This window comes from Vibrio galatheae (assembly GCF_000967545.1).
Lineage (GTDB): Bacteria > Pseudomonadota > Gammaproteobacteria > Enterobacterales > Vibrionaceae > Vibrio > Vibrio galatheae.
In genome coordinates, this window is record NZ_JXXV01000016.1 from 15,281 (window position 1) to 39,879 (window position 24,599).

The 24,599-nt window shown below is 45.6% G+C and carries 23 protein-coding genes; 20 read left to right on the top strand and 3 right to left on the bottom strand.

From position 1 onward, the window contains the following. Positions 1–95: 95 nt before the first annotated feature. From TW81_RS08580 to TW81_RS08590, 3 genes are read left to right on the top strand one after another with little or no spacing between them, the layout of a single operon-like run. Positions 96–323 (top strand): FeoA family protein, encoded by a 228-nt coding sequence (locus tag TW81_RS08580; protein ID WP_045955678.1) that lies wholly within the window; start codon positions 96–98, stop codon positions 321–323. Further along, complete coding sequence (gene feoB / locus TW81_RS08585) at positions 323–2,599, top strand: Fe(2+) transporter permease subunit FeoB (protein ID WP_045955301.1); 2,277 nt, start codon at positions 323–325, stop codon at positions 2,597–2,599. Before TW81_RS08580 ends, feoB begins: the two co-directional genes overlap by 1 nt. Beyond that, complete coding sequence (locus tag TW81_RS08590; RefSeq protein ID WP_045955302.1) at positions 2,596–2,826, top strand: FeoC-like transcriptional regulator; 231 nt, start codon at positions 2,596–2,598, stop codon at positions 2,824–2,826. The genes feoB and TW81_RS08590 overlap by 4 nt, the downstream gene beginning before the upstream one ends. A 57-nt stretch (positions 2,827–2,883) precedes the next feature. On the opposite strand, the gene TW81_RS08595 is transcribed toward TW81_RS08590, so the two are convergent. Beyond that, positions 2,884–3,312, bottom strand: a complete 429-nt coding sequence (locus tag TW81_RS08595; protein ID WP_045955303.1) for an HIT family protein — start codon at positions 3,310–3,312, stop codon at positions 2,884–2,886. A 105-nt stretch (positions 3,313–3,417) separates the two neighbouring features. Further along, positions 3,418–5,151 (bottom strand): arginine--tRNA ligase, encoded by a 1,734-nt coding sequence (gene argS / locus TW81_RS08600; protein WP_045955304.1) that lies wholly within the window; start codon positions 5,149–5,151, stop codon positions 3,418–3,420. Between the two features lie 247 nt (positions 5,152–5,398). Here argS and TW81_RS08605 point away from each other — a divergent pair, with 247 nt between their 5' ends. Continuing rightward, positions 5,399–5,998 carry a VOC family protein gene (locus TW81_RS08605; protein ID WP_045955305.1) on the top strand — a complete coding sequence of 200 codons (600 nt, stop codon included), beginning with the start codon at positions 5,399–5,401 and terminating at the stop codon, positions 5,996–5,998. A gap of 6 nt (positions 5,999–6,004) precedes the next feature. Here TW81_RS08605 and TW81_RS08610 read toward each other — a convergent pair whose 3' ends face one another. Beyond that, the gene (locus TW81_RS08610) at positions 6,005–8,779 is read right to left on the bottom strand and encodes an insulinase family protein (RefSeq protein ID WP_045955306.1); all 2,775 of its coding nucleotides are present in this window, start codon (positions 8,777–8,779) and stop codon (positions 6,005–6,007) included. A gap of 306 nt (positions 8,780–9,085) precedes the next feature. Here TW81_RS08610 and sixA point away from each other — a divergent pair, with 306 nt between their 5' ends. From sixA to TW81_RS08690, 16 genes are all read left to right on the top strand, one after another. Beyond that, positions 9,086–9,550: a phosphohistidine phosphatase SixA gene (sixA, locus tag TW81_RS08615; protein WP_045955307.1), complete on the top strand. Its 465-nt coding sequence runs from the start codon at positions 9,086–9,088 to the stop codon at positions 9,548–9,550. Positions 9,551–9,699: 149 nt separating this feature from the next. Continuing rightward, the gene (gene flhA / locus TW81_RS08620) at positions 9,700–11,793 is read left to right on the top strand and encodes a flagellar biosynthesis protein FlhA (RefSeq protein WP_045955308.1); all 2,094 of its coding nucleotides are present in this window, start codon (positions 9,700–9,702) and stop codon (positions 11,791–11,793) included. Between the two features lie 29 nt (positions 11,794–11,822). Continuing rightward, entirely contained in the window at positions 11,823–13,295 is a 1,473-nt protein-coding gene (flhF, locus tag TW81_RS08625) for a flagellar biosynthesis GTPase FlhF (protein WP_045955309.1), read from the top strand. A gap of 13 nt (positions 13,296–13,308) precedes the next feature. Further along, positions 13,309–14,196 carry a MinD/ParA family protein gene (locus tag TW81_RS08630; protein ID WP_045955310.1) on the top strand — a complete coding sequence of 296 codons (888 nt, stop codon included), beginning with the start codon at positions 13,309–13,311 and terminating at the stop codon, positions 14,194–14,196. Then, positions 14,189–14,923, top strand: a complete 735-nt coding sequence (locus TW81_RS08635) for an RNA polymerase sigma factor FliA (protein ID WP_045955311.1) — start codon at positions 14,189–14,191, stop codon at positions 14,921–14,923. The genes TW81_RS08630 and TW81_RS08635 overlap by 8 nt, the downstream gene beginning before the upstream one ends. Positions 14,924–14,968: 45 nt before the next feature. Beyond that, positions 14,969–15,337: a chemotaxis response regulator CheY gene (gene cheY, locus TW81_RS08640; RefSeq protein WP_006879571.1), complete on the top strand. Its 369-nt coding sequence runs from the start codon at positions 14,969–14,971 to the stop codon at positions 15,335–15,337. Positions 15,338–15,376: 39 nt separating this feature from the next. Further along, positions 15,377–16,096, top strand: coding sequence for a protein phosphatase CheZ (locus TW81_RS08645; RefSeq protein ID WP_045955312.1), 720 nt, complete (start codon positions 15,377–15,379; stop codon positions 16,094–16,096). 9 nt (positions 16,097–16,105) lie between these two features. Then, positions 16,106–18,292 carry a chemotaxis protein CheA gene (locus TW81_RS08650; RefSeq protein WP_045955313.1) on the top strand — a complete coding sequence of 729 codons (2,187 nt, stop codon included), beginning with the start codon at positions 16,106–16,108 and terminating at the stop codon, positions 18,290–18,292. A gap of 24 nt (positions 18,293–18,316) precedes the next feature. Next, on the top strand, positions 18,317–19,438 hold the full coding sequence (locus TW81_RS08655; protein ID WP_045955314.1) for a protein-glutamate methylesterase/protein-glutamine glutaminase: 1,122 nt from the start codon (positions 18,317–18,319) through the stop codon (positions 19,436–19,438). Positions 19,439–19,447: 9 nt separating this feature from the next. Beyond that, on the top strand, positions 19,448–20,224 hold the full coding sequence (locus TW81_RS08660) for a ParA family protein (RefSeq protein WP_045955315.1): 777 nt from the start codon (positions 19,448–19,450) through the stop codon (positions 20,222–20,224). Next, positions 20,217–21,245 carry a chemotaxis protein CheW gene (locus TW81_RS08665; protein WP_045955316.1) on the top strand — a complete coding sequence of 343 codons (1,029 nt, stop codon included), beginning with the start codon at positions 20,217–20,219 and terminating at the stop codon, positions 21,243–21,245. The genes TW81_RS08660 and TW81_RS08665 overlap by 8 nt, the downstream gene beginning before the upstream one ends. A 38-nt stretch (positions 21,246–21,283) precedes the next feature. After that, positions 21,284–21,778, top strand: coding sequence for a chemotaxis protein CheW (locus TW81_RS08670; RefSeq protein WP_004413313.1), 495 nt, complete (start codon positions 21,284–21,286; stop codon positions 21,776–21,778). Continuing rightward, on the top strand, positions 21,778–22,272 hold the full coding sequence (locus tag TW81_RS08675; RefSeq protein ID WP_045955317.1) for a DUF2802 domain-containing protein: 495 nt from the start codon (positions 21,778–21,780) through the stop codon (positions 22,270–22,272). Before TW81_RS08670 ends, TW81_RS08675 begins: the two co-directional genes overlap by 1 nt. Before the next feature lie 188 nt (positions 22,273–22,460). Further along, entirely contained in the window at positions 22,461–23,081 is a 621-nt protein-coding gene (ccmA, locus tag TW81_RS08680) for a cytochrome c biogenesis heme-transporting ATPase CcmA (RefSeq protein WP_045955318.1), read from the top strand. Positions 23,082–23,083: 2 nt separating this feature from the next. Beyond that, the gene (gene ccmB, locus TW81_RS08685; protein ID WP_045955319.1) at positions 23,084–23,752 is read left to right on the top strand and encodes a heme exporter protein CcmB; all 669 of its coding nucleotides are present in this window, start codon (positions 23,084–23,086) and stop codon (positions 23,750–23,752) included. Between the two features lie 92 nt (positions 23,753–23,844). Further along, the gene (locus TW81_RS08690; protein WP_045955320.1) at positions 23,845–24,597 is read left to right on the top strand and encodes a heme ABC transporter permease; all 753 of its coding nucleotides are present in this window, start codon (positions 23,845–23,847) and stop codon (positions 24,595–24,597) included. The last annotated feature ends 2 nt before the right edge of the window (positions 24,598–24,599 follow it).

Consider the following 24,599-nt stretch of genomic DNA (forward strand, 5'->3'; position numbering starts at 1 on the left):
CAAACATTGATTTCAGACAAGATATTAAGTGGCATTCGAAGATAGTATTGCAATCGTTAATAAAAATCCTTCTCATTTATATCTTTGGTTTGTTTATGAAACTCTCACAATTACATCAGGGGCAAAAAGCAACCATTCACGGGTTTTGCGAACTTTCGAAAGACGTGCGTAAGAAACTGATGGTTATGGGCTTACTGCCAAATACTCCCGTTACGTTAATTCGCAGAGCGCCTATGGGCGACCCACTTCAGGTTGAGGTTCGTGGTGTTTCTCTTGCCGTGCGTGCCAACATTGCTGACTCAATTGTTGTGGAGGCAAACTAATGGAATACAATATTCTGACGGTTGGTAACCCGAATAGTGGCAAGACAACACTCTTTAATGGATTGACTGGTGCTAAGCAACAAGTTGGTAACTGGGCTGGCGTAACGGTTGAGAAAAAGACCGGCAAATACTCACTATCAAGCGATGTGTTCTCTTTGACAGACTTACCGGGTATCTACGCACTAGACAGTGGTAATGATGGCAACAGTATTGATGAATCCATTGCTTCACGAGCAGTTCTTACTCACCCCGCCGATCTGATTATCAATGTCGTCGATGCAACTTGTCTGGAACGCAGTCTCTATATGACCCTTCAGCTACGCGAGCTTGCTCGTCCAATGGTGGTTGTGCTCAACAAAATGGATGCGCTCAAGCGTGAACGCCAGACTATCGATATCAAAGGGCTAGAGCGAACGTTAGGTTGCCCAGTTATAGCTATCTCGGCAAACAACAAGGCGCAAGTTCAGTTATTCAAACAGCGTTTGCATAGAGCCTTAGTTCAAGGTGTTGCATTGGATGAACTGCGCCTTGACTATGGCAATGAGTTTGAAGCGGCGATAGATCAAATCCAGCCATTGTTCGATGCTCAGTCACAAGTCGCGAGCCGGGCGTTGGCTATCCGTGCTCTAGAAAATGATGTCTTGGTCCTGAATTCGCTATCTCAGCAATCTAGAGACGCGGTGTTTTCTGAGCAGCGCAACATAGAACTTGATATTGATTTACTTGTTGCAGACGTTAAATACACATTTCTTCATCAACAGTGTCAGAAGTTACGCCGTACACAGGGCAAGTTGAGTCATTGCTTCACAGAAAAAGTAGATAGAGTCATTCTCAATAAATGGATCGGTGTACCATTTTTCTTTGTCGTCATGTATTTGATGTTTATGTTCTCAATTAACATCGGCAGCGCGTTTATTGATTTCTTCGATATTGGTGTCGGTGCATTACTGGTGGATGGTGGGCACTACCTGCTTGATGAACATCTGCCTGTATGGCTAGTGACATTGCTTGCAGACGGTATAGGTGGCGGTATTCAAACTGTCGCGACCTTTGTTCCTGTCATTGCGTGCCTGTATCTGTTTTTAGCTGTACTTGAAAGCTCGGGCTATATGTCTCGGGCCGCGTTTGTGTTAGACAAAGTCATGCAGAAAATAGGTTTACCGGGTAAAGCATTTGTTCCGCTGGTTTTAGGTTTTGGCTGTAACGTCCCTGCGATTATGGCAACGCGCACCTTGGACCAAGAGCGTGAACGCAAACTCGCTGCATCTATGGCTCCTTTTATGTCGTGTGGTGCCCGTTTACCTGTCTATGCGTTGTTTGCAGCGGCTTTCTTTCCTCAAAGTGGCCAGAATGTCGTTTTTGCTTTGTATCTGCTCGGTATTGCTGCTGCGGTCTTTACGGGTTTTATCCTTAAGAAAACACTCTATCCAGGATCGAGCGACAGCTTGGTGATGGAAATGCCAGACTACGAACTTCCGACCCTACGTAATGTCGTAATCAAAACATGGCAGAAATTAAAACGTTTCGTGTTGGGTGCAGGTAAAACCATTGTCGTTGTAGTCACTATTCTTAGTTTCTTAAACTCCGTCGGTACCGATGGCTCTTTTGGCAACCAAGATAGTGAAAACTCTGTTTTGTCTAAAGCAGCTCAGGTGGTGACACCCGTCTTCGCGCCAATCGGTATTAAACAAGACAATTGGCCCGCCACTGTCGGTATTATCACGGGTATTTTTGCTAAAGAGGCAGTAGTCGGGACGTTAAATAGTTTGTACGCACCAGCTGAACAAGCTGATAGTGAATACGACTTAATGGCGAGTTTAGAAGAGGCGGTCATGTCAATACCAGATAACCTTGCTGGCTTAAGCTATTCTGATCCACTTGGTCTTGAAGTCGGCGACTTAACGGACAGCAAAGCGGTCGCTGAAGAGCAAGATGTTGACGCCTCAATATTTGGTAACCTCAAAGGTTTCTTTGTCTCAGGTAATGCGGCATTCGCGTACCTATTGTTTATTCTGCTGTATACACCATGTGTTGCGGCGATGGGCGCCTATGTACGTGAGTTTGGGTCTAAATATGCTCGCTTGATTGCTCTGTGGACTATGGGGTTAGCGTACGCGAGCTCAGCACTGTATTACCAGATTACCCATTTTAGTGACCATCCACTCGCAAGTTCACTTTGGGTCAGCGGCATCTTGTTGGTGAGTATAGTGACTTTTAGTGTGCTTAAATTGGTGGGCAGTAAACAACAGCAAGGGTTAGAGGTACAGGTGGCATGATCCTATCAGAGTTAAAGTTGTGCATTGAGCAAAGTGGCACGATTTCGCGCCGTGAGTTGGCGAATAAGTTTACCATGAGTGAAGATGGCGTTGATGCGATGCTTAGGGTATGGATTAAGAAAGGTAAACTGTCACGTTTTGTCGATACCAATACTTTTCAGCACGTGACTCGGGTCAGATATAGCGTAGTCAAAAGTGACGCTTTAGCTGTGAATGTGACTATGTAACTGATGAAACTTTTAAAAGCCGCTCTTTTTAGAGCGGCTTTTTTGTATCCGTAAATACTATTCAGCAGAAAAAATCGAGCTTAAAGACAGCACATTGCGAATGCGGCCAAGGAGCTCAGTTTGCTGTTCTTCACTTCTGAAAATCCCTTGGGTGTTTCCCCATACGGGGCCTGGCCAAGCAATGTCATCTTTAAAGCGTGCAATATGGTGAATGTGCAGTTGTGGCACCATATTACCAAGTGCGCCTAGGTTTAGCTTATCAGGTTGAAACGTGGCTTCTAAAGCTTGGCTGACGGCTTGCGATTCGAGCAAAAACTGTTGCTGCTCTTTCATGGGTAAATGGTGGAGTTCTTTTAAATGGTTGCGTTTCGGTACAAGAATAACCCAAGGTACAGCATTGTCTTTGTGCAATAGCGCAATGCAGAGCGGGAAGTGGCCAATCACAGTGGTATCGTTCGCGAGTTGTGGGTGGAGTTCAAAGTCCATAATGGTTGTCCGATAATAGCGAATGGAATTTAGTATACGCCAAATAAAACAAAAGGTTGACGCTCTCACGTCAACCTTTCAGATTAATTTCAGATCTCAGTTGGCTTACATACGCTCGAGAGTATCAATACCAAGCAGAGACAAACCTTGTTTAATGGTTTTTGCAGTCAATGCTGCCAGTTTTAATCGGCTCTGTTTGATTGACTCGTCTTCACTGCTCAAAATTGGGCACGCCTCGTAGAAGCTAGAGAACTGCCCTGCAAGCTCAAATAGGTAGCTACACATGATGTGTGGTTGACCTTCACGAGCGACTGATTGAACAGCTTCTTCGAACTGAAGTAACTTAGCGATGAGTGCTTTTTCTTTCTCTTCCGTTACTTTGATCTCGCCAGACAGTTCGTCCATTGAGATACCCGCTTTAGCGAAAACAGAAGCAACGCGAGTATACGCATATTGCATGTAAGGCGCTGTGTTACCTTCAAAAGCCAGCATGTTGTCCCAGTCAAACACATAGTCTGTTGTGCGGTGTTTAGACAAATCAGCATACTTAACCGCTGCCATCGCGACAGTGGTCGCAATGTTTGCTTTCTCAGCAGAATCGAGATCAGGGTTCTTAGATTCGATAAGTTTGATCGCGCGTTCTTCAGCTTCGTCTAGAAGATCCGCCAGACGGACTGTGCCGCCAGCGCGAGTCTTAAATGGACGACCATCTTTACCTAGCATCATGCCAAATGCATGGTGTTCTAGAGATACTTCCTCAGGTACATAGCCAGCTTTACGTACAATCGTCCATGCTTGCATCAAGTGTTGATGCTGACGTGAATCGATGAAGTAAAGCACTCGATCTGCACCTAGAGTTTCGTAGCGATACTTAGCACAGGCGATATCCGTTGTGGTGTAGAGGAAACCACCGTCGCGCTTCTGGATAATTACACCCATAGCTTCGCCGTCTTTGTTCTTATATTCCTCTAGGAATACCACTTGAGCGCCGTCATCTTCTTGGGCTAGACCTTGCTCTTTCAGATCGGCCACAATACCCGGCAGCATGTCGTTGTACATGCTTTCGCCCATCACATCGTCACGGGTAAGAGAAACATTTAAGCGATCATAGTTACGCTGGTTTTGCACCATAGTGACGTCTACAAGCTTCTTCCACATTTCTGCGCAGTACTCATCACCACCTTGCAGTTTAACCACGTAGTTACGAGCTTTTACTGCGAACTCTTCGTCTTCGTCGTATAGCTTCTTCGACTCGCGGTAGAAGGCTTCTAAGTCAGAAAGCTCCATTGAAACTTCGCCTGACTCATTTTGAACACGCTCTAGGTTAGCAATCAGCATACCGAATTGAGTGCCCCAGTCACCAATATGGTTTGCGCGAATGACTTTGTGACCAAGAAACTCTAATGTGCGGACGACGGCATCACCAATGATTGTTGAACGCAAGTGACCTACGTGCATTTCTTTTGCAACGTTTGGTGCGGAGTAGTCTGCCACGATGGTTTTTTGTTCTTCAGCGCTAACGCCTAAACGTACGTCAACGAGTGCGGCCTCTGCTTGCTTGGCAAGGAACTCTTCACTTAGAAAAATGTTGATAAAACCAGGACCAGCGATTTCTGTTTTGCTCGCAATACCGTCTAGGTCTAGAACATCCAATACTTTTTGGGCAAATTCGCGTGGGTTAGTCCCTAATTTTTTTGCAACGCCCATAACGCCATTGGCTTGGTAGTCACCAAATTGAGGTTTTGCAGATTGACGAACGGCGGCAGGACTGCCTGCCGGTGCGCCAGCGGCTTCAAGAGCCAGAGAAACTTTATCGTTAATAAGTGCTTGGATATTCACACACGCTTCCTTCAATTCTTTGGAATTGGTTAGCTATGCATTGTTACCATTGGGGAGGTTCGTCGAGGAGAACCTTGAATATTATCCACCGAATGGGATGAATGCATATCTTGATCTTGTTCATAAATTTGGCGCACATAATAGCAACTTTATTGCTCCGCTTATAGGGAGTGAACTGGGAAATTTTCTACTTTTACTGATGTTCTTGCTAGTATTGGGGAAAAATCAACGTTTTGAGTAGTCGAAAATGTCCCAAAAGCTGATAAATGCTGAATTAACGCCGTCGCAAATGAAAAGTAAACTGGATGAATTTATGAATAAAATTCAATCTTTAAGCGAAGTTTTAGACATTAATTTGGCTTCATTTCAAGCCGATCATATCGCGTTGCGGATTAATGATGCCCAACTGGCTAAACAAGCTCATGATGAGTGGAAAAAAGAGGGCAAGGTTATCTCAGAGGCGAAAATTAACGGGCGACCTATTGTCGTTATCCAGTTTGAAAACCCGCTTGAAAGTTGTGGCTGGCAAATTGAATGCTTGGAACTGCCTTACCCTGCAGAGGGGAAACGGTATCCGGAACAGAATTGGGAGCATGTGGAGTTCGTGGTTCCTTCATCGGCTCAAACGGCCGAAGCGTACCTAATTGATATCAAAAAGCAATTTCCCGCTCTTAACGAATGTTGGCAAAGGTTTGAAGAGCTTGGCGTTAAAACCAAACTTTCAAGCCCAAAAGGGGAAGGGGAAAGGTTAAATAATCTGACCGTTGCATTCAAATGGCAGGGAGTGTGCATCAAGCTCCACCCCCATTCATTACTTGATATTGTTGCGTCTGAACAGCGTCACTAAAATCTGTTAACCCAAATCGGTGTCTTTTGGCCTCAATTGGAACTCTTCAATTGAGCCAATTTCCATACCTAGACTGAGTTTTTCTGCGCTGTGATGAGCATTGCCTTGGGTATGCATAATGAGCCTGTTGGCGGTACGCGGCTTAAGCTCGTTGACCACAAAGCGAATCATGTCGGTTTTGGTTAAGGTTTTGAGTTCTTCGAGAACAACTTCACGATGATTGAAGTTAGTATCTTTGTTGCCAATCGCAACCCAAAGGCGTTGAGCACGTCCACGCAAGGTGGTGTCTGGTGTAGCGATCTGGTTCCAAAGCCCTCTCTTACTGCTATGCCACTGATATTCATTTAGCTCAAGCAACACCATATAAAAAGCGTTGAGAAACTCATCGATTGAACTGATCAAGTCGATTGGCGCGGCGTTGGGTGATTGAACGTATAGCGCAATACCTGGGTGTTTATTGAGGGGTAAATTACCCGTCCCCACCATATAGCCAAGTTGCTGTTTAGTTCGGATCTCGTGGAAAAAGGTTGCCGACATTAAATGATTGGCTAATGAATATAAAGCGATACTCTTCGGACTGGTATCGTCACATTGATAGTAGAGCACCGTCGCCGAATCTTCCTGATCGCAGAAAACTTCCCGTTGAAACGAGCCGTTTTTCCCTAGCATAACTAGAGGGCGCAGGGACTCTTCGTACTTCTGGTTACGAACTCGTAATGCGTCTTTCAGTGTGTTGCCCAATGCAAGTGCGTCTGCTCGGGTCCAGTCACCATAGACAAACATTTCTACATGCAACTCAGCCAAAATTGAATCAACAAAGCTTGCGAGTTCGTCGACTTCTATCGATTCGAGTGCGTCGACTAAAACGGAGTAGGGTGGGTTATTGGGCTGTAATATCCCTGTAAGCGCATTGAAAAGTTGTGAAATCGGGCGATCCTGGGCGGAATTGCGCCAGTTTCTTAACAACTGCTGTTTGATGGTGTCAAAGCGCTGTTGGCTAAAATCTCGTTTGGCAAAACGGGCTAATATTTGCATCAGCAGTTCAGGCTGCTTCTGACTGAAACCAGAGATGGTCAAAGTCACGCCCCCCTGATGGGTATACATGTTGTAACCCATGCCCGCGATTTCAGCCTGATAGGTATCTGCCGCTAAACTATCCAAAAACATTTCTACACAAAGTCGGGTTTTGACTATGTTACGCGGATTCGCGACCGCGTGAGGGCTATCAATCGCGACGTAAATAACGCCTTTTGGCACACGAAATTCGTTATCTTGCAGATGCCAAAGTTTAAAACCGGGTAGCTCTTCCAGCACTTGAGGAACTGATTGCGTTATTTCCAGCTCTTTTGGGTCAAGATCATAGCAAATAAATGGATTTTGTTCCGGCAGCTTGAATTCGAGTGGACTTGGCTGTTGGTATAGCGCGATCTGCTCAGCAGTAAATGACGCAACAGAATAAGGAGTAAAATACCATTTAGCGCTTCTATCGTGTTGGTATCCATGAGCAATCAATGTCGTGCGTAGGTTGTCAGGAGTGAAATAGCCAAGCAGAGATTTGAGCAGCGATTCGTCGTAGTGGGTCATCATAAAATCGCCATAGATAACATCATCTGCTCGATAATGTTGCATATTCACTACCAAATGGCTGACAAGATCGAGTGGGCGTGTCGGCTCTTGAAAACGAAAAGCTGACTCTAACACTGCTTTTTTCTCAAGATAGCGCCACTCATCAAGCCCTTGAGTGGCGATCAGATCAATGTAGCTAAACACCGCCTGAGTGATTTCATCGACAAAGTCTAAGCCTAATGGTGTCAGAGCGCAGCTAACGGTAAATTCACGATAGTTGCTGCCACTTGTCCCGCCACCCGCTGACAAGGAAGTGATCCAGCCTCGCTCTTTTAGCCCAAGCATCAGGCTATTTTCGCCTTCATACCCGAGTAAATGAGCGAAATAAGATAGCGGTTTGGTTTGATAATATTGATCAACACTCGGCATTGGAAACGTGAGAATCAGTTTGCGAATCTCTTTGACGGGTTCGACGTGGACTAAGATCGAGGTTGAATTGCTATCTGTGTAAGGTTCAGCGACGCATTTTCCTGCCAGTTCATGATTGGGAATGGCTGAAAACTTGTCGTGGCACCAAGATTCTAATTGGTCGAGTGGCTGTGGGCCTGTTAAGGCTAAGGTCATCAAATCGGCAGAATATTGCTCGAAATGAAACGCCATGATTTCGTCTCGAATGGACTTGCCATCACGATCGCCCAAGGTTTCTAAGTTGCCAACGGAAAACTTACTAAAAGGGTGAGCAGGGTTAACCAGTTCCTTGTGGACTTGATATAGCCGCCTTGAATCATCGTTTAACTTTAGTTTGTACTCAGATTCAACGGCTTGGCGTTCTTTATCTAACGCTTCGGAATTAAACAGCGGGGCGGCAAAAAATTGGCTAAATCGATCTAATCCTTGCTCAAAAGCGTTGGGTGAAACATCGAAAAAGAAACAGGTGTGTTCAGTCCCCGTCCATGCATTATTGCTGCCACCATGTTGGCTAATATAGCTTTGAAATTCGCCGACTTTCGGATATTTTTCCGTACCTAAAAACAACATGTGTTCTAAGTAATGAGCGAGACCTTCGCGATCTTGTGGATCGTCGAAATGACCGACATTGACGGCGAGTGCGACTGCGGATTTTTGCGCACTTTGATCGTGAATCAATAAAGCCCTGACACCATTGGCTAAAGTAATAAAACGGTATTGGTTAGTATCATTCGGGCTAATGTGCACAATACGCTCTCCGGATTAAGGCGTGGTCTTAACGTTAATAGAGTAATTATGACTCGTATACGGTCGACTGCAAACTATCTGTTTGAGAAATATGAGCAAAATAAGTTAAAGCCCACTGGAGGGTTGCGGTTTCAATTGTGTTAACAAAGTCAGGGTCTTTAAAACGGGAGTTGATATAATTGTTTATAGTTCAACACCGAAAATTGGGTGAAGATTTCACCCTATAATAACAATGAAGCTGTTTTAAACAGCAAGACAACAATAAACCGCGTGAGTAGACAAAGCGGATAGTATTAGGAATATGCCATGAAAATTTTCATCATGCGTCATGGAGAAGCCGAGCACTTTGCCCAATCAGATGCACAAAGGGAGCTAACCAAAAATGGCCGAAGGGCGTCAGCTGCTGTTGCTCATGCTTGTGCTGAAAAAGGGTTTTCTCAGTTTGATAAGGTGCTGGTCAGCCCTTATATTCGAGCGCAGCAAACCTGGCAGGAGGTGGCAAATTATTTGTCGTCGCAACAAGTAGAAACGTGTGACGATATTACCCCTTACGGGGATTCTGAGCATGTGGCGGAATATGTCTCTGCGTTGATTGACTTACATAACTATCAATCGATTTTGCTTGTTTCTCACCTTCCTTTAGTTGGATACCTGACGGCAGAGTTTGTGGCTGATATCCATCCTCCTATGTTTCCGACATCTGGTTTGACATGCATTGAGTATTCACCAGAAAAACGCTCGGGCGAAATTGTCTTCAACATGCAGCCGTAATAGCGTGAATTTGGCAACATTGCGTTGCCAAATTCAACTCGCCCAATTTCTAGTTATATATGCAGCCATTAATTTGACAGAGTCGATGGACTAGATATTGCATAGATAGGCCAAGTTCTTCTTTTTCAGACGATTGTAGCTACTCAATTATGAAGTTTTCTTTGCCGTTTGTGGACAAGCTGCCTCCAATCCCTCAACGCGCGATGCCCGCTGTTGGCGCGCCAGTTATGGTTTTGGCGACATTGGCGATGGTTATTCTGCCAATTCCGGCCTTTTTGCTCGATTTGTTCTTCACGTTCAATATTGCGTTAGCAATGGTTGTTCTGTTAGTGACGGTCTATACGCGTCGTCCGCTTGACTTTGCGGCTTTTCCGACGGTTTTGCTGATATCAACACTGCTTCGCTTGGCGTTAAATGTGGCCTCAACGCGTGTGGTTTTACTCTACGGTCATGAAGGTGAAGGAGCCGCAGGTAAGGTCATTGAAGCATTCGGTAGTGTGGTTATCGGTGGTAATTACGCCGTTGGTTTAGTGGTCTTCATGATTTTGATGATCATTAACTTTATGGTTGTGACCAAAGGTGCGGGACGTATCTCCGAAGTAAGTGCTCGTTTTACCTTGGATGCGTTACCGGGTAAACAGATGGCGATTGATGCGGATTTGAACGCAGGGCTTATCGACCAAGATCAAGCAAGAACAAGGCGTCAAGAAGTCACTAAAGAAGCGGATTTCTACGGTTCGATGGACGGTGCTTCAAAATTCGTCAAAGGTGATGCCATTGCTGGTATCTTGATTCTGTTTATCAATATTATCGGTGGTCTTTCTATCGGTATGGCGCAGTATGACCTCGGTTTTAGCGAAGCTGTGCAGATCTATACCTTATTGACTATTGGTGATGGCTTGGTTGCTCAAATCCCGTCATTACTACTCTCTATTGGTGCGGCGATCATGGTAACGCGCCAAAACACAGATGAAGACATGGGGCAGCAGGTTGTTTTCCAGTTGTTTGACAACCCGAAAGCCTTGATGATTACCGCCGCCATTTTAGGTGTGATGGGTCTAGTCCCGGGGATGCCTCATTTTGCCTTCCTACTACTGGCTTTGATCGCGGGTGGCGGCGCTTACTGGATGCAGCGTAAACAGAAAAAAGCAGCAGAAGCACCCAGTACACCTGCCACACTTGAGCAAGACTCGCCAACACCAAAAGAACTCTCTTGGGATGATGTACAGCCGGTTGATGTTATTGGCTTAGAGGTAGGCTATCGCTTGATTCCTTTGGTCGATAAAGACCAAGGCGGAGAGCTGTTAGAGCGCGTTAAAGGAGTGCGTAAGAAGCTCTCTCAAGACTTCGGCTTTTTAATCCCAGCTGTTCATATTCGAGATAATCTTGAGCTCACACCAAATAGCTATCGAATTACATTGATGGGCGTGGCTGTAGGAGAAGCTGAAATTAGGCCTGATATGGAGCTGGCGATTAATCCAGGCCAAGTCTATGGAATGATTGATGGTGAGCCAACGATAGACCCTGCTTTTGGACTGGAGGCAGTCTGGATCCGAGAAGAACAGCGCGAGCATGCTCAAGCGCTGGGTTACACTGTGGTGGACTCGTCTACCGTACTCGCGACACACCTGAGTCAGCTACTCACTAACAACGCATCTCAACTTATTGGTCACGAAGAAGTACAGAATCTACTCGAGATGCTTGGCCGCAGTACACCTAAGCTGGTGGAAAGTTTTGTGCCTGATCAATTGCAACTTGGTGTTGTGGTTAAAGTTTTGCAGAATTTACTCAACGAAGCGGTTCCGATTCGAGATATTCGCACCATTGTTCAAACCTTGTCCGAATACTCAAGTAAGAGTCAAGAACCTGACATTTTGACGGCTGCGGTACGAATTTCACTTAAGCGATTAATTGTTCAAGAAATCAATGGTATAGAGCCTGAATTGCCAGTTATTACGCTCATTCCTGAACTGGAACAAATATTGCATCAAACAATGCAGGCTTCTGGCGGGGAATCGGCAGGAATCGAACCGGGCCTAGCAGAACGACTGCAGTCATCGTTAAGCCAAGCGACACAAGAGCAAGAACTTAAAGGTGAGCCCGCGGTACTTCTGACTTCTGGTGTATTGCGTTCTACGCTCGCCAAGTTTGTCAAAAATACGATTCCTTCATTAAGAGTTCTCTCTTATCAAGAAGTCCCTGACGAGAAACAAATTCGCATTGTTCAGGCAGTTGGAAACTAGAACTATTGCGTTGATATACGGTACTTAATTTGAAGATTAAACGATTTTTTGCCAAGGATATGCGCACCGCCTTACTCCAAGTTAAAGGGGAGTTAGGTGATGATGCGGTGATCATGTCGAACAAAAAAGTCGCAGGTGGTGTAGAAATTGTCGCAGCGGTAGATGGCTCTGAAGGAGCTACACGTCAAAGTGGCAATTACAATTCTAATCCTCGACACAATAATACTCGCCAGGCACCTGCTAGTATTCCTACACCAAGCCAACGTGCTCTAGATGAAGATAAGGTTAGCTTACAATCTCAAGCTGATTCTGGCCGTTCCATGACCAAACGTTTTGCTAACATGCTTAAGCAATACAGCAATGGAGCCGACGGTGCACAGCAGCAAGACGACAACCCTGATTCGCTGTCTGCGTTGTTAAAGAGGCAGTCGGCATCGCGTACAGCACCGGAAAATGTCCAACTTCGACAAGATTCACCGTTAGCGCGCCTGATAGCTGAAGATCGACGTGTCGAGAAACCAGCAGCTAAATTGGATCCCACGCGCTATGAACGCTCCCGTAGAGATGAGCCATCAGTATCGAGTGAAGATTTAGAAGAGATGAAAGAAGAAATGACGTCGATTCGTCAGCTTCTTGAACATCAAGTGTCTGGCCTAATGTGGCAAGAAGTCGAGCGGCGCGAACCACTACGCGCGATGTTGATTAAGCGCTTAGAACGCATGGGTGTTTCTTCGGATTTAGCGGATCAGCTTGCGTGCTACATCCCTGAAGATACTCCGCCGACCAAAGCTTGGAAGGCGCTACTTGGCTTGGTATCCGATCAGATCCCTATTTCCAGACAAGATATTTTGAAACGTGGTGGCGTTGTTGCATTACTAGGACCAACTGGCGTGGGTAAAACCACTACGGTTGCCAAACTGGCTGCTCGCGCTGCGATGGAGTATGGCTCTGACAACGTGGCACTGGTATCGACAGATACCTACCGTATTGGTGCACATGAGCAATTGGCGATTTATGGAAGAATTATGGGATGTCCTGTAAAAGTCGCTAAAGATTCCAATGAGTTAGCCGATGTAATATATCAGTTAAGAAATCGTCGCCTAATTCTGGTTGATACTGCAGGTATGGGGCAGCGTGATGTAAGGCTGTCTGAGCAATTAGATACGCTTATGCATGAAAGTGGAGAAATGATTCACAGCTACTTGGTCTTGCCCGCAACGGCACAGAGAAAAGTGCTGCAAGAAACCATTGATCACTTCAAGCGCATACCGTTATCAGGTTGCATTATGACCAAGCTTGATGAATCCCTGAGTTTAGGGGAGTTCGTCAGTGTGGTGGTGCAAAACTCTTTACCTGTCGCTTATATAGCAAACGGACAACGAGTTCCTGAAGATATTGTGATTGCGCAACCTAAATACATGGTCGCGAAAGCAAACGAACTACTAGAGAAGTCGACAGATGATGAACCTCACTACTGGAATAGTGAAGCGGAGAGGTTCTAGGCGGCGGACGATTATGACGAAAGATATGATACAAGACCAAGCAAGCGGGCTACGCCGCTTAACACAGCCATCATTGACCAAAGTTATTTCTGTAACTGGTGGTAAAGGCGGTGTTGGTAAATCAAATGTAACTTTAGGCATGGCGATCTGTATGGCACGTCAAGGCAAAAAGGTTATGGTGCTTGATGCCGATTTGGGGTTAGCGAACGTCGATGTCATGTTGGGAATTCGACCAAAACGCAACCTTGGGCATGTACTCGCAGGTGAGTGTGAGCTAAAAGACGCGATTGTCGAAGGGCCTCATGGGATTAAAATTATCCCTGCGACTTCGGGTACCCAGGCAATGACTGAGTTATCTCATGCGCAGCATATTGGCTTGATACGAGCATTTGGAAGCTTAGAAGATGAAATGGACGTGCTGCTCGTGGATACAGCAGCGGGTATTTCAGATATGGTAGTCAGCTTTTCGAGAGCGGCGCAAGATGTCGTTGTTGTAGTTTGTGACGAACCTACGTCAATTACTGATGCATATGCTTTAATTAAGCTGTTAAGCAAAGAACATCAGGTGCAACGTTTTAAAATTGTTGCAAATATGGTCAGAAGCTATCGTGAAGGCAGAGAATTGTTCGCAAAGTTGACCTTGGTCACAGAGCGATTCTTGAATGTGAGCCTTGAGCTCGTAGCATGTATTCCGTTGGATGATAAAGTTAGACAAGCGGTAAAGAAACAAAAGATCGTTGTCGACGCATTTCCAAGATCTCCTGCGGCGTTGGCGATTGGCTCATTAGCGAATAAAGCGCTGACGTGGCCAATTCCGAAAACACCGAGTGGACATCTAGAGTTTTTTGTCGAACGCTTACTAAACAGACCTGAGATGCTAGAGGAACCATTTGGTGAATAAGGCTTTGACCTATGAACAGTATGCGAACCAAGATAGCCAACGGGCATTTTTAGAAAAATACTCGGTGTTGGTGAAGCGTATTGCTCATCATTTACTCGGACGCTTGCCGCCGAGTGTACAAGTAGAAGATCTTATTCAGGCGGGCATGATTGGTTTGCTTGAGGCGCAAAAAAACTACGATGGGAGTAAAGGCGCTAGCTTTGAAACCTATGCAGGCATACGTATCCGAGGTGCGATGCTTGATGATATTCGGCGTGGTGATTGGGTGCCTCGTTCTGTCCACAAGCATAACCGCGAGGTCAGTCAGGCGATTTCTACACTTGAAGGTATATTGAATAGAGATCCAAGTGATGCTGAAGTGGCACAACACTTAGGTATCAGCTTAGAGCAATATCATACAATTTTAACGGACATCAACTGCTCACGATTGGTTGGAATCGAAGACCTTGGTGTTTCCGAAGATGCGATATCACCCGAAGATAGCGACGAAGAGAACGTTCCATTCCAGGGTGTTGCAGACGAATTTTTCCGAAAAGCGCTAGTAGAATCAATTAAATCGCTTCCAGAGCGTGAAGCTCTAGTACTTTCGCTTTATTATGATGAAGAGTTAAACTTAAAAGAAATCGGTGAGGTGATTGGTGTTAGCGAGTCACGCGTTAGCCAAATACTAAGCCAGTCAATGCAGCGTCTACGCACAAAGTTAAGTGCTTGGACAAATAATGAGTAAAAATCACTGATCTCGAACTCAGTGGAGGCAATTTTGAATAAAAATATGAAAATCCTTATTGTTGATGACTTTTCAACAATGCGTCGTATTGTTAAGAACTTACTGCGCGACCTTGGGTTCAACAACACCCAAGAAGCGGATGATGGCTTGACGGCGTTACCTATGCTTAAAAAAGGGGAGTTCGACTTCGTCGTGACAGACTGGAATATGCCAGGTATGCAAGGGATCGATCTACTCAAGCATATTCGCGCTGACGATGAGCTAAAACACCTACCTGTGTTGATGATCACCGCAGAAGCGAAGCGTGAACAAATCATTGAAGCTGCTCAAGCGGGCGTTAATGGTTACATTGTAAAACCGTTCACTGCAGCAACATTAAAAGAAAAATTAGACAAAATATTTGAACGTTTATAAGTCAAACTTTTGACTTAGGGCGCTAAAGGCCAATTCAGAATGATTTCATTAGAACAGGCAAAGCAACTCGTAGAGATGTTGGAAGCGGGTCAGCAGGAAGACGCTGATCTTCTTGTCAGAGATATCTACCAAAGCACTTCTAATCCTATGTTTCAGGAAATAGGGACATTGACTCGTGATTTGCATGAGTCAATTAAGCATTTCAGCATGGATGAGCGCATGAGTGAGATTGCCAATGACGAAATCCCAGATGCCAGGGATCGCCTCCAATACGTCATTGACAAAACTGAGGTTGCCGCCAATAAAACCATGGATGCTGTTGATCGCTGTATGCCTATCGCAGATAACCTCCATGAAGGATTACTCCAAGTTCGTCCTCAGTGGAACGAACTGATGCACGGTCGAATTGAACTTGCAGACTTCAAAGCACTCTGTCACCGAATCGATAGTTTACTTGGTGAGGTGGAAGGAGACAGCTCTGAACTGAGAGGGCAATTGACTGAGATTCTAATGGCTCAAGACTTCCAAGATCTGACGGGCCAAATTATTCGCCGTGTGATTACCTTAGTCGACGAGGTCGAGGGTCGATTAGTCGAGATACTCACAGCGTTTGGTTCGAGTCAGCTGGAAGAAAGCACGAATAACAAGAACAAAGCATCTACGGATCCTGAAGGTCCGATCCTTAACCCTCAAGAAAGGGATGATGCCGTTTCATCACAAGACGAAGTCGACGACTTACTCTCAAGTCTTGGGTTTTAGAGGTAACATATGAGCTACGATTTAGACGAAGACATCCTACAGGACTTTTTAGTCGAAGCAGGGGAGATATTGGAACTTCTCTCTGAGCAGTTGGTCGAGCTAGAAAATAATCCTGAAGATAAAGAACTCCTCAATGCTATTTTCCGTGGGTTTCATACGGTAAAAGGTGGGGCAGGTTTCCTCGCGTTAACTGAACTTGTTGATACGTGTCACGGTGCAGAGAACGTATTCGATATTTTGCGCAATGGACAACGTTCAGTGACAGCCAGCTTGATGGATACCATGCTTCAAGCGTTAGATACGGTCAACGAGCAGTTTAAAGCAGTACAAGATCATGACCCGCTCCCTAAAGCTGAGCAATCTTTGCTAGATGAATTACATCGATTATGTAAGCCAGAGTCTGAAGATGAAGTCGTAGCCGAAGCACCTCCAGTCGTTGAGACGCCAGTTGTTGAAGAGCCTTCTCCAGTGGAAGTGCCGAAAGCAGAAGTTTCATCAGGCTCTATCGATGAAATTACCCAAGATGAATTCGAGAAATTACTCGACGAGTTGCATGGTTCTGGCGGTGCTCCTGGGGCTAGCCAGACAGCTACACCGACTCCATCTGTGTCTGCCCCAACCGCGAGCACTGAAATGAGCGGTGACATCACGGATGACGAGTTTGAAAAGTTACTCGATGAGCTACATGGCACTGGTCAGGGGCCTGGTAAAGGCGATGCTAAGCCTGTCACTCCAGCTCCAAGCGAGCCAGTCGCAGCTGTTGGTGCCGGTGATAGTGACTTGATGACGGATGAAGAATTCGAAAAACTACTCGATGACCTTCATGGAACCGGGAAAGGACCTACGCTCGAAGAACTTGAAGCGGCAACGAAACCTGTTGCTGCTAACCCAGCACCTGCTCCAGCGCCGCAAGTCACTCCAGCTCCAAAAGCAGCGCCAGCACTTAAAACGGCCGCTAAGGAAGAGCCTAAGCCGCCAGCGAAAAGAGAGGCGGCTGTACCCGCTAAAAAACCACAAGCCGACGCGACAGTGCGTGTAGATACATCGACCCTTGATGTCATCATGAACATGGTCGGTGAGCTGGTCTTAGTACGTAATAGACTGCTTAGCTTAGGGTTAAACAGCAATGACGAGGAAATGTCAAAAGCGGTCGCAAACCTTGATGTTGTGACAGCGGACTTGCAAGGCGCGGTAATGAAAACGCGCATGCAACCAATTAAGAAAGTGTTTGGCCGTTTCCCTCGCGTTGTTCGCGATTTGGCTCGAAGCCTAAATAAAGATATCAATCTAGAAATGCGCGGTGAAGAAACCGATCTTGACAAAAACCTTGTCGAGGCACTCGCCGACCCATTAATTCACTTGGTTCGTAACTCGGTCGACCATGGTATTGAAATGCCGGAGGCACGTGTTGCGGCTGGTAAGCCAAAAACGGGTAAAGTCATTCTGTCCGCTTCTCAAGAAGGTGATCATATCGAGCTTGCTATCGTCGATGATGGTGGTGGTATGGATCCGGATAAACTGCGTGGTATTGCCGTTAAGCGTGGAATGATGGATGAAGATGCGGCGTCTAGGCTGACAGATAAAGAGTGTTTCAACTTAATCTTTATGCCTGGTTTTTCTAGTAAAGAGCAGATCTCCGATATTTCAGGCCGGGGGGTAGGTATGGACGTGGTTAAAACTGCGATCAATACCCTCAATGGTTCAATAGATATTGACTCTGAGCTGGGTCACGGCACCAAAATTACCATTAAAGTACCGCTAACACTGGCGATTCTGCCAACGCTAATGGTGGGGGTTGCAGGCCACCCGTTTGCATTACCGTTAGCCAGCGTGAACGAAATTTTCCATTTGGACCTTAGTCGAACTAATGTCGTCGATGGTCAGCTAACCATCATAGTCCGTGATAAATCGATACCTCTGTTTTATCTCCAAAACTGGCTAGCGCCACGCGCGGGTAAAGTAGAGCTGCGCAAAGGACATGGCCATGTGGTGATTGTACAAATCGGTAGCCAACGTGTTGGCTTCGTGGTTGATACATTGATCGGACAAGAAGAGGTGGTGATTAAACCTCTAGATAACTTGCTACAAGGCACACCAGGTATGGCGGGCGCGACGATTACGAGTGATGGTCACATCGCACTTATCTTAGATGTGCCAGATTTGCTCAAGCAGTACGCAGCTGCTTCTCGAATCTAAATCGCGAAATATAGAAGGATCCATATGGCGATCAAAGTATTAGTTGTAGACGATTCGAGTTTTTTCCGCCGTCGAGTGAGCGAAATCATTAACTCTGAAGCGCGCCTTGAGGTAATTGATGTCGCCACTAATGGTAAGGAAGCTGTAGACAAAGCTCTACGACTCAAGCCAGATGTCATCACCATGGATATTGAGATGCCGGTCATGGACGGCATCACTGCTGTTCGTGAAATTATGGCAAAGAGTCCTGTGCCGATTCTCATGTTCTCGTCTCTAACGCACGATGGAGCAAAAGCAACACTCGATGCGCTTGATGCGGGTGCGTTAGACTTTCTGCCGAAGAAGTTTGAAGATATCGCGCGAAACCGCGATGAAGCAGTCACATTATTGCAGCAACGCGTGATTCAAATTGCATCGAGACGTGCCATGATGCGCCGTAGTATTCCGACGCCTCTTGCTTCAACAAGAACGGCGCCTCAGTCGACAGCAACGCGTTCATCATTACGTTCAGCTCCTGCGGCACCAGCAGTAAAGCCGTCCATTGCCACACGCTTTAAAGCAAGTGGTAAGAAATATCAGCTGACTGCGATTGGAACATCGACAGGTGGGCCAGTTGCACTACAGAAGATTTTGACCAAGCTACCCGCGAATTACCCACATCCTATCGTGCTTATACAGCACATGCCGGCCACTTTCACGGCTGCTTTTGCCAGTCGCTTAAACTCACTGTGTAAAATCCAAGTGAAAGAAGCTGAAGATGGGGATGCGCTTAAGCCAGGCGTCGCCTACCTCGCACCTGGTGGTAAACAGATGATGATCGAGGGGAGACCCGGTTCTGCAAAACTGCGGATTATCGACGGCGGAGAGCGTATGAACTACAAACCGTGTGTTGATGTTACTTTCGGCAGTGCAGCAAAGATCTACTCTGATCAAGTGCTGTCTATGGTGTTGACTGGTATGGGAGCTGATGGCCGAGAAGGGGCGCGAATGCTCAAAAGTGCAGGCTCAACCATCTGGGCTCAAGATGAAGAGAGTTGTGTTGTTTACGGCATGCCACAAGCGGTTGCGAAAGCAGGTATCTCAACGGAAGATCTGCCACTAGATAGAATTGCTGAACGTATGTTAGTCGAAGTTGGTCTAGCATAGAGGTTATCGATGATTGTTTGGAGTATAGCAAACCAAAAAGGCGGTGTGGGTAAGACGACAACCACCATTACACTGGCTGGCTTATTGAGTCTGCAAGGTAAACGCGTGTTATTGGTTGATACTGACCCTCATGCTTCGTTAACGACTTACCTCGGTTATGATTCCGATGGTGTACCGTCCAGTTTGTTTGACCTATTCCAGCTAAAGGAATACAACGAACACACAGTGATGCCGCTGGTTATGCAGTCTGATATCGAAGGCATTGATTTGATACCAGCACACATGTCACTAGCCACACTTGACAGAGTGATGGGGAATCGCAGCGGTATGGGGTTGATCCTCAAACGGGCCTTAATGGCGATTAAGAATCGCTACGATTACGTTTTGATCGATTGCCCGCCAATTCTTGGTGTGATGATGGTCAACGCTTTAGCTGCCAGTGATCGAATTTTAATTCCGGTACAGACTGAATTTTTAGCAATGAAAGGTTTGGAGCGGATGATTCGCACTTTAGCCATCATGCAGAAATCGCGTAACAAGTCATTCAACGTTACTATCGTGCCGACCATGTACGACAAGCGCACCCGAGCTTCGCTACAAACACTGCAACAATTGAAGAAAGATTACCCTGATCAGGTTTGGTCTTCCGCCGTGCCAATTGACACTAAATTTCGTGATGCGAGTTTAAAGCATTTGCCTGTTTCTCACTTTGCGTCGGGAAGTCGTGGCGTGTTTGCTTACAAGCAATTACTGATCTACTTAGAGAGGCTAGCCATTGATGACTAACCACTCTTTGCTATCAAGCGAGCAGGCGCTCGATGATTACTTTACGGCCTTGCTGGAAGAGTCATTTGACGCTGAAACCAGTGATATAGAGTCAGTCAGTGCTCCTGAACTGACGGCGGTGCCAGAGCTGACTGAGGAAGTTGAGCCGCAAGATCTTGAGCCTATGGTTCAGTCGGTAGAGGAAAAAAGCTATTACCGGCTGCCTACCGAAGAAGTAGAAGTACCAAACCTAGAAGACGTTGAGCGTCTTTTAGAGCAACTTGAAAGCTCTAATCCGGTGGCAGAATTAGAACTCGAACAAGTGATGGAGAAAAATACGGCCGATATCGCTCAAGTTCAAGCTAAAACCGCCGTTGAAGAGATACAAGAATGGGTTATTGACGAGCCTGAAGTCGTCATCTTAGAGCCAGAAACTCAACAAATTGAAGTGCAGCCTCAATTGGATGAAGTGAGCACTCAGCCAGATGTTTCTGAGCCTCTAATTGATACTGATACCAGTGTAGAGACAGAGCCCGCTTTGGATACTCAAACGGGTGGCGCTGATCTCGGCGTTTGGCAATCGACTCAGCGAGATGTTGACTTCCAAGTCCTCTATTTTGATGTCAATGGTGTGACGTTTGCGGTTCCCCTTGATGAATTGGGGGGCATACACCGCATCGCGGAGCTCAACCATTTGATTGGACGTCCTGATTGGTATTTGGGATTACAAACAAGCCGAGAAGCTCAGCTTGACGTCGTTGATACAGCAAAATGGGTTATGGCTGAGAAGCTTAAAGATGACAGTTACAAAGACGAGTACCAATACATAGTGATGTTAGGTGAGAGTATGTGGGGATTAGCCTCAACTCAACTAATGGGTACTGAATCATTGAATCCAGACAAGGTTCGCTGGCGAGAAACGGCAGGTAAACGCCCTTGGCTTGCTGGTATGGTAAAAGAAAAAATGTGTGCTTTGATCCATGTTGAAGCATTGATAGCTATGCTTAATGCAGGACTTGACGTTAAAGCATTAGATAAATAGAACATTTGTGCCGATTTAGGCTTTAGAGAGGATAAGGTATGTCTCAAACAAATGAAGTAGAAGTAAGAAAAGAGCAGTCGAACGACGAAGTGCTTCAGTGGGTGACGTTCCAGCTAGAAGAAGAAACCTATGGCATCAATGTAATGCAGGTTCGTGAAGTACTTCGTTATACGGAAATTGCCCCTGTGCCTGGCGCACCTGATTACGTACTCGGCATTATCAATTTGCGTGGTAATGTTGTGACCGTCATTGATACTCGTTCTCGCTTTGGTTTGATGGAAGGCGAGATCACAGACAATACACGCATCATAGTGATCGAATCAGAACATCAGGTGATTGGTATTCTGGTCGACAGTGTTGCTGAAGTTGTATACCTGCGTTCATCAGAAATCGATACAACACCAAGTGTTGGTACAGATGAAAGTGCTAAGTTTATCCAAGGTGTAAGTAACCGTGACGGCAAACTACTTATCTTGGTTGATCTAAACAAGCTACTTACTGATGAAGAGTGGGATGAGATGGCTCACCTGTAATGAACAGTAGTTGGATGACCAGTGCTCCAGTGATTGCTGGAGCTATTGCGGTAGTTTTTCTGTTTATCTGCTTAGCACTATTTAGACTAAAACGTGGTCAAGTGCGTTCCGCAGAGCATTTACGCCAACAGAATCGTCATCTAGACAAAGAGCTACAAAAAGCAAATAAGCAAATACTTGAAGTACGCTCTGTTGTCGTTGGGCTTGGCCAAAGAGTCAGCGAACAACAAGACATCATTCAGCACTTAAATGAGCGCATCACAGAACTAGAACAAGCAGACAGTGATGGTCGTTTATACTCAAGAGCGAGTAAAATGGTTCAGCTCGGAGCTGATCTCAATGAGCTTATTGAGGAATGCGAACTGCCTAAGGCTGAAGCCGAGCTGATGATGTCATTGCAAAACAAGATATCAGGCAAAGAAAAAGTCCCCCCTCTAGAAACCCGCCCTCGACAGCAGAAATTTGCTGCCAAAAAGCAAAGTGGCAAAAGGTAAAGAGTTTAAAAAGTGTCTTAGGACACTTTTTTGTTTTCAGATGTAGCTATTTAGTGGTAGTTACTAATATTTATGTTTGAATATTAACAGATTCTTACTTAGTTTCGTGATTCGTATAGGTCTAATTCTATTTTGTGGCGAAATGGCTGTGGTAAGATACGGGCTCGAAGTTTACCTAGTGATCACAAATGTTAGAAGTATCTCAACTGACAGCAATAAGAGATGAAAGAATTCTCTTTGAATCCCTCTCTTTTACCATAGATTCAGGAGAGCTCGTTCAAGTCGAAGGGCGGAATGGTACGGGTAAAACGACCTTGTTGCGAATCATCACTGGGCTTGGTGATCGTGATAGCGGTGAGATTTTCTGGAGCGGAGAAAATATTGCGTCGAATCGAGATGCTTTTCACCAAGACTTACTTTTTCTTGGTCATCAAACCGGTGTCAAACGTGAGCTTACCGCTTATGAAAATTTGCGCTTTTATTTAAGTATTCACTCGCGTGAGCCCGTCGACAAACAAACCATCTATGACGCTTTGACTAAGGTCGGCCTCGCCGGAAGGGAGGATGTGCCAGTTGCTCAATTATCTGCAGGTCAACAACGCCGCGTTGCACTGGCGCGTTTGTGGTTAAGTGAACATAAACTTTGGATTTTAGATGAGCCTTTGACTGCTATAGATAAACAAGGTGTCAAAGTGCTTGAATCTTTGTTTCTGCAACACGCACAAAAAGGTGGGATAGTAATTTTGACCACCCACCAAGATATGTTCTCAGACAATCCAAAACTTAGAAAGATCAAATTAGGTAACTAACCATGTTTGGCATCATCAACAGTATTATCAGACGCGAACTGCTGATTGCATTTCGCCGCCAAGCAGACATTTTCAACCCGCTTTGGTTTTTTATTATTGTTATTACACTGTTTCCGTTAAGCATTGGGCCAGAGCCTAATCTGCTTGCTCGTATTGCAGCGGGGATTGTTTGGGTCGCGGCGTTACTTTCTGCATTGCTGTCACTTGAGCGTCTATTTAGAGATGATTTTCAAGATGGCGCATTAGAGCAAATGATGTTGATGCCGGTGCCATTACCTGTCGTAGTGATTTCGAAAGTTATTGCCCATTGGCTACTTACAGGGCTTCCGCTTATTTTGATCAGTCCTCTACTTTCGATTTTGTTATCACTGGATTTCAATACTTGGCTTGCAATTGTATTGACATTACTTGTAGGTACACCGACGTTAAGTTTTATCGGTGCTATCGGTGTGGCACTGACCGTCGGGTTGCAAAAAGGGGGCGTATTGCTGAGTTTGCTTGTTTTACCGCTCTATATCCCGATATTGATCTTTGCCACCTCTGCGATTGATGCTGCGTCACTTGGAATGGCGTATAACGGCCAGTTAGCGATTTTGGGCGCGATGTTCATGGGAGCGATGACGCTCACGCCATTTGCGATCAGTGCGGCGCTGAGGGTCAGCGTCAATTAGTCGCCTGTGGTTAAACAGAATTATATAAATTACAAAACCTATAAATGTTTAGCGCTAAGTTAAACAAACTTGAAGTGAGAGTGAGAAAGACGATGTGGAAATGGCTCCATCCCTACGCCAAACCCGAATCAGCTTACCAACTATGCGGTAAGCTTTTACCCTGGTTTTCAATTTTAGCCTTGCTATGTTTGACCGTTGGTAATGTGTGGGGGCTTGCTTTTGCGCCTTCTGACTATCAACAAGGTGATAGTTTCCGAATTATCTACATCCATGTTCCGTCAGCGATATGGTCAATGGGCGTATACATGTCTATGGCAATTGCGGCGTTTATTGGCATAGTTTGGCAAGTTCGCCTGTCCGATATGGCAGCCTCTGCTATGGCTCCAATTGGTGCTGTGTACACCTTTATTGCTCTGTTAACGGGCGCGATATGGGGTAAGCCGATGTGGGGGACTTGGTGGGTATGGGATGCCCGACTAACATCAGAACTTATTCTATTGTTCCTCTATCTTGGTGTCATCGCGCTTTACCATGCCTTTGATGATCAAAAAACGGCAGCAAAAGCGGCAGGTATTCTTGCGATTGTCGGCGTAGTGAATTTACCCATTATCCATTTCTCGGTTGAGTGGTGGAATACTTTGCACCAAGGCGCAACCATTACCAAATTCGAAAAACCGTCTATCTCAAGTGACATGCTATGGCCGTTGTTGCTCAATATTTTTGGATTTGCTTTCTTCTTTGGCTCGGTAACCATGATTCGTCTACGTAACGAAATCATTAATAAAGAGAGTCATCGCCCGTGGGTGATTAAGTTAGCAACAGATAGATCTCAGAGAGGGAGTTAAAC

Excerpts from the sequence above, each read along its gene's own strand:
- TW81_RS08675 (WP_045955317.1), top strand. The coding sequence starts at position 21,778 with ATGAACAGTAGTTGGATGACCAGTGCTCCAGTGATTGCTGGAGCTATT.
- TW81_RS08605 (WP_045955305.1), top strand. The coding sequence starts at position 5,399 with ATGTCCCAAAAGCTGATAAATGCTGAATTAACGCCGTCGCAAATGAAA.
- ccmA (WP_045955318.1), top strand. The coding sequence starts at position 22,461 with ATGTTAGAAGTATCTCAACTGACAGCAATAAGAGATGAAAGAATTCTC.
- TW81_RS08590 (WP_045955302.1), top strand. The coding sequence starts at position 2,596 with ATGATCCTATCAGAGTTAAAGTTGTGCATTGAGCAAAGTGGCACGATT.
- TW81_RS08630 (WP_045955310.1), top strand. The coding sequence starts at position 13,309 with ATGACGAAAGATATGATACAAGACCAAGCAAGCGGGCTACGCCGCTTA.
- TW81_RS08665 (WP_045955316.1), top strand. The coding sequence starts at position 20,217 with ATGACTAACCACTCTTTGCTATCAAGCGAGCAGGCGCTCGATGATTAC.
- TW81_RS08670 (WP_004413313.1), top strand. The coding sequence starts at position 21,284 with ATGTCTCAAACAAATGAAGTAGAAGTAAGAAAAGAGCAGTCGAACGAC.
- TW81_RS08645 (WP_045955312.1), top strand. The coding sequence starts at position 15,377 with ATGATTTCATTAGAACAGGCAAAGCAACTCGTAGAGATGTTGGAAGCG.
- TW81_RS08580 (WP_045955678.1), top strand. The coding sequence starts at position 96 with ATGAAACTCTCACAATTACATCAGGGGCAAAAAGCAACCATTCACGGG.
- TW81_RS08660 (WP_045955315.1), top strand. The coding sequence starts at position 19,448 with ATGATTGTTTGGAGTATAGCAAACCAAAAAGGCGGTGTGGGTAAGACG.
- cheY (WP_006879571.1), top strand. The coding sequence starts at position 14,969 with ATGAAAATCCTTATTGTTGATGACTTTTCAACAATGCGTCGTATTGTT.
- TW81_RS08690 (WP_045955320.1), top strand. The coding sequence starts at position 23,845 with ATGTGGAAATGGCTCCATCCCTACGCCAAACCCGAATCAGCTTACCAA.
- flhA (WP_045955308.1), top strand. The coding sequence starts at position 9,700 with ATGAAGTTTTCTTTGCCGTTTGTGGACAAGCTGCCTCCAATCCCTCAA.
- feoB (WP_045955301.1), top strand. The coding sequence starts at position 323 with ATGGAATACAATATTCTGACGGTTGGTAACCCGAATAGTGGCAAGACA.
- TW81_RS08655 (WP_045955314.1), top strand. The coding sequence starts at position 18,317 with ATGGCGATCAAAGTATTAGTTGTAGACGATTCGAGTTTTTTCCGCCGT.
- TW81_RS08650 (WP_045955313.1), top strand. The coding sequence starts at position 16,106 with ATGAGCTACGATTTAGACGAAGACATCCTACAGGACTTTTTAGTCGAA.
- sixA (WP_045955307.1), top strand. The coding sequence starts at position 9,086 with ATGAAAATTTTCATCATGCGTCATGGAGAAGCCGAGCACTTTGCCCAA.
- TW81_RS08595 (WP_045955303.1), bottom strand. The coding sequence starts at position 3,312 with ATGGACTTTGAACTCCACCCACAACTCGCGAACGATACCACTGTGATT.
- ccmB (WP_045955319.1), top strand. The coding sequence starts at position 23,084 with ATGTTTGGCATCATCAACAGTATTATCAGACGCGAACTGCTGATTGCA.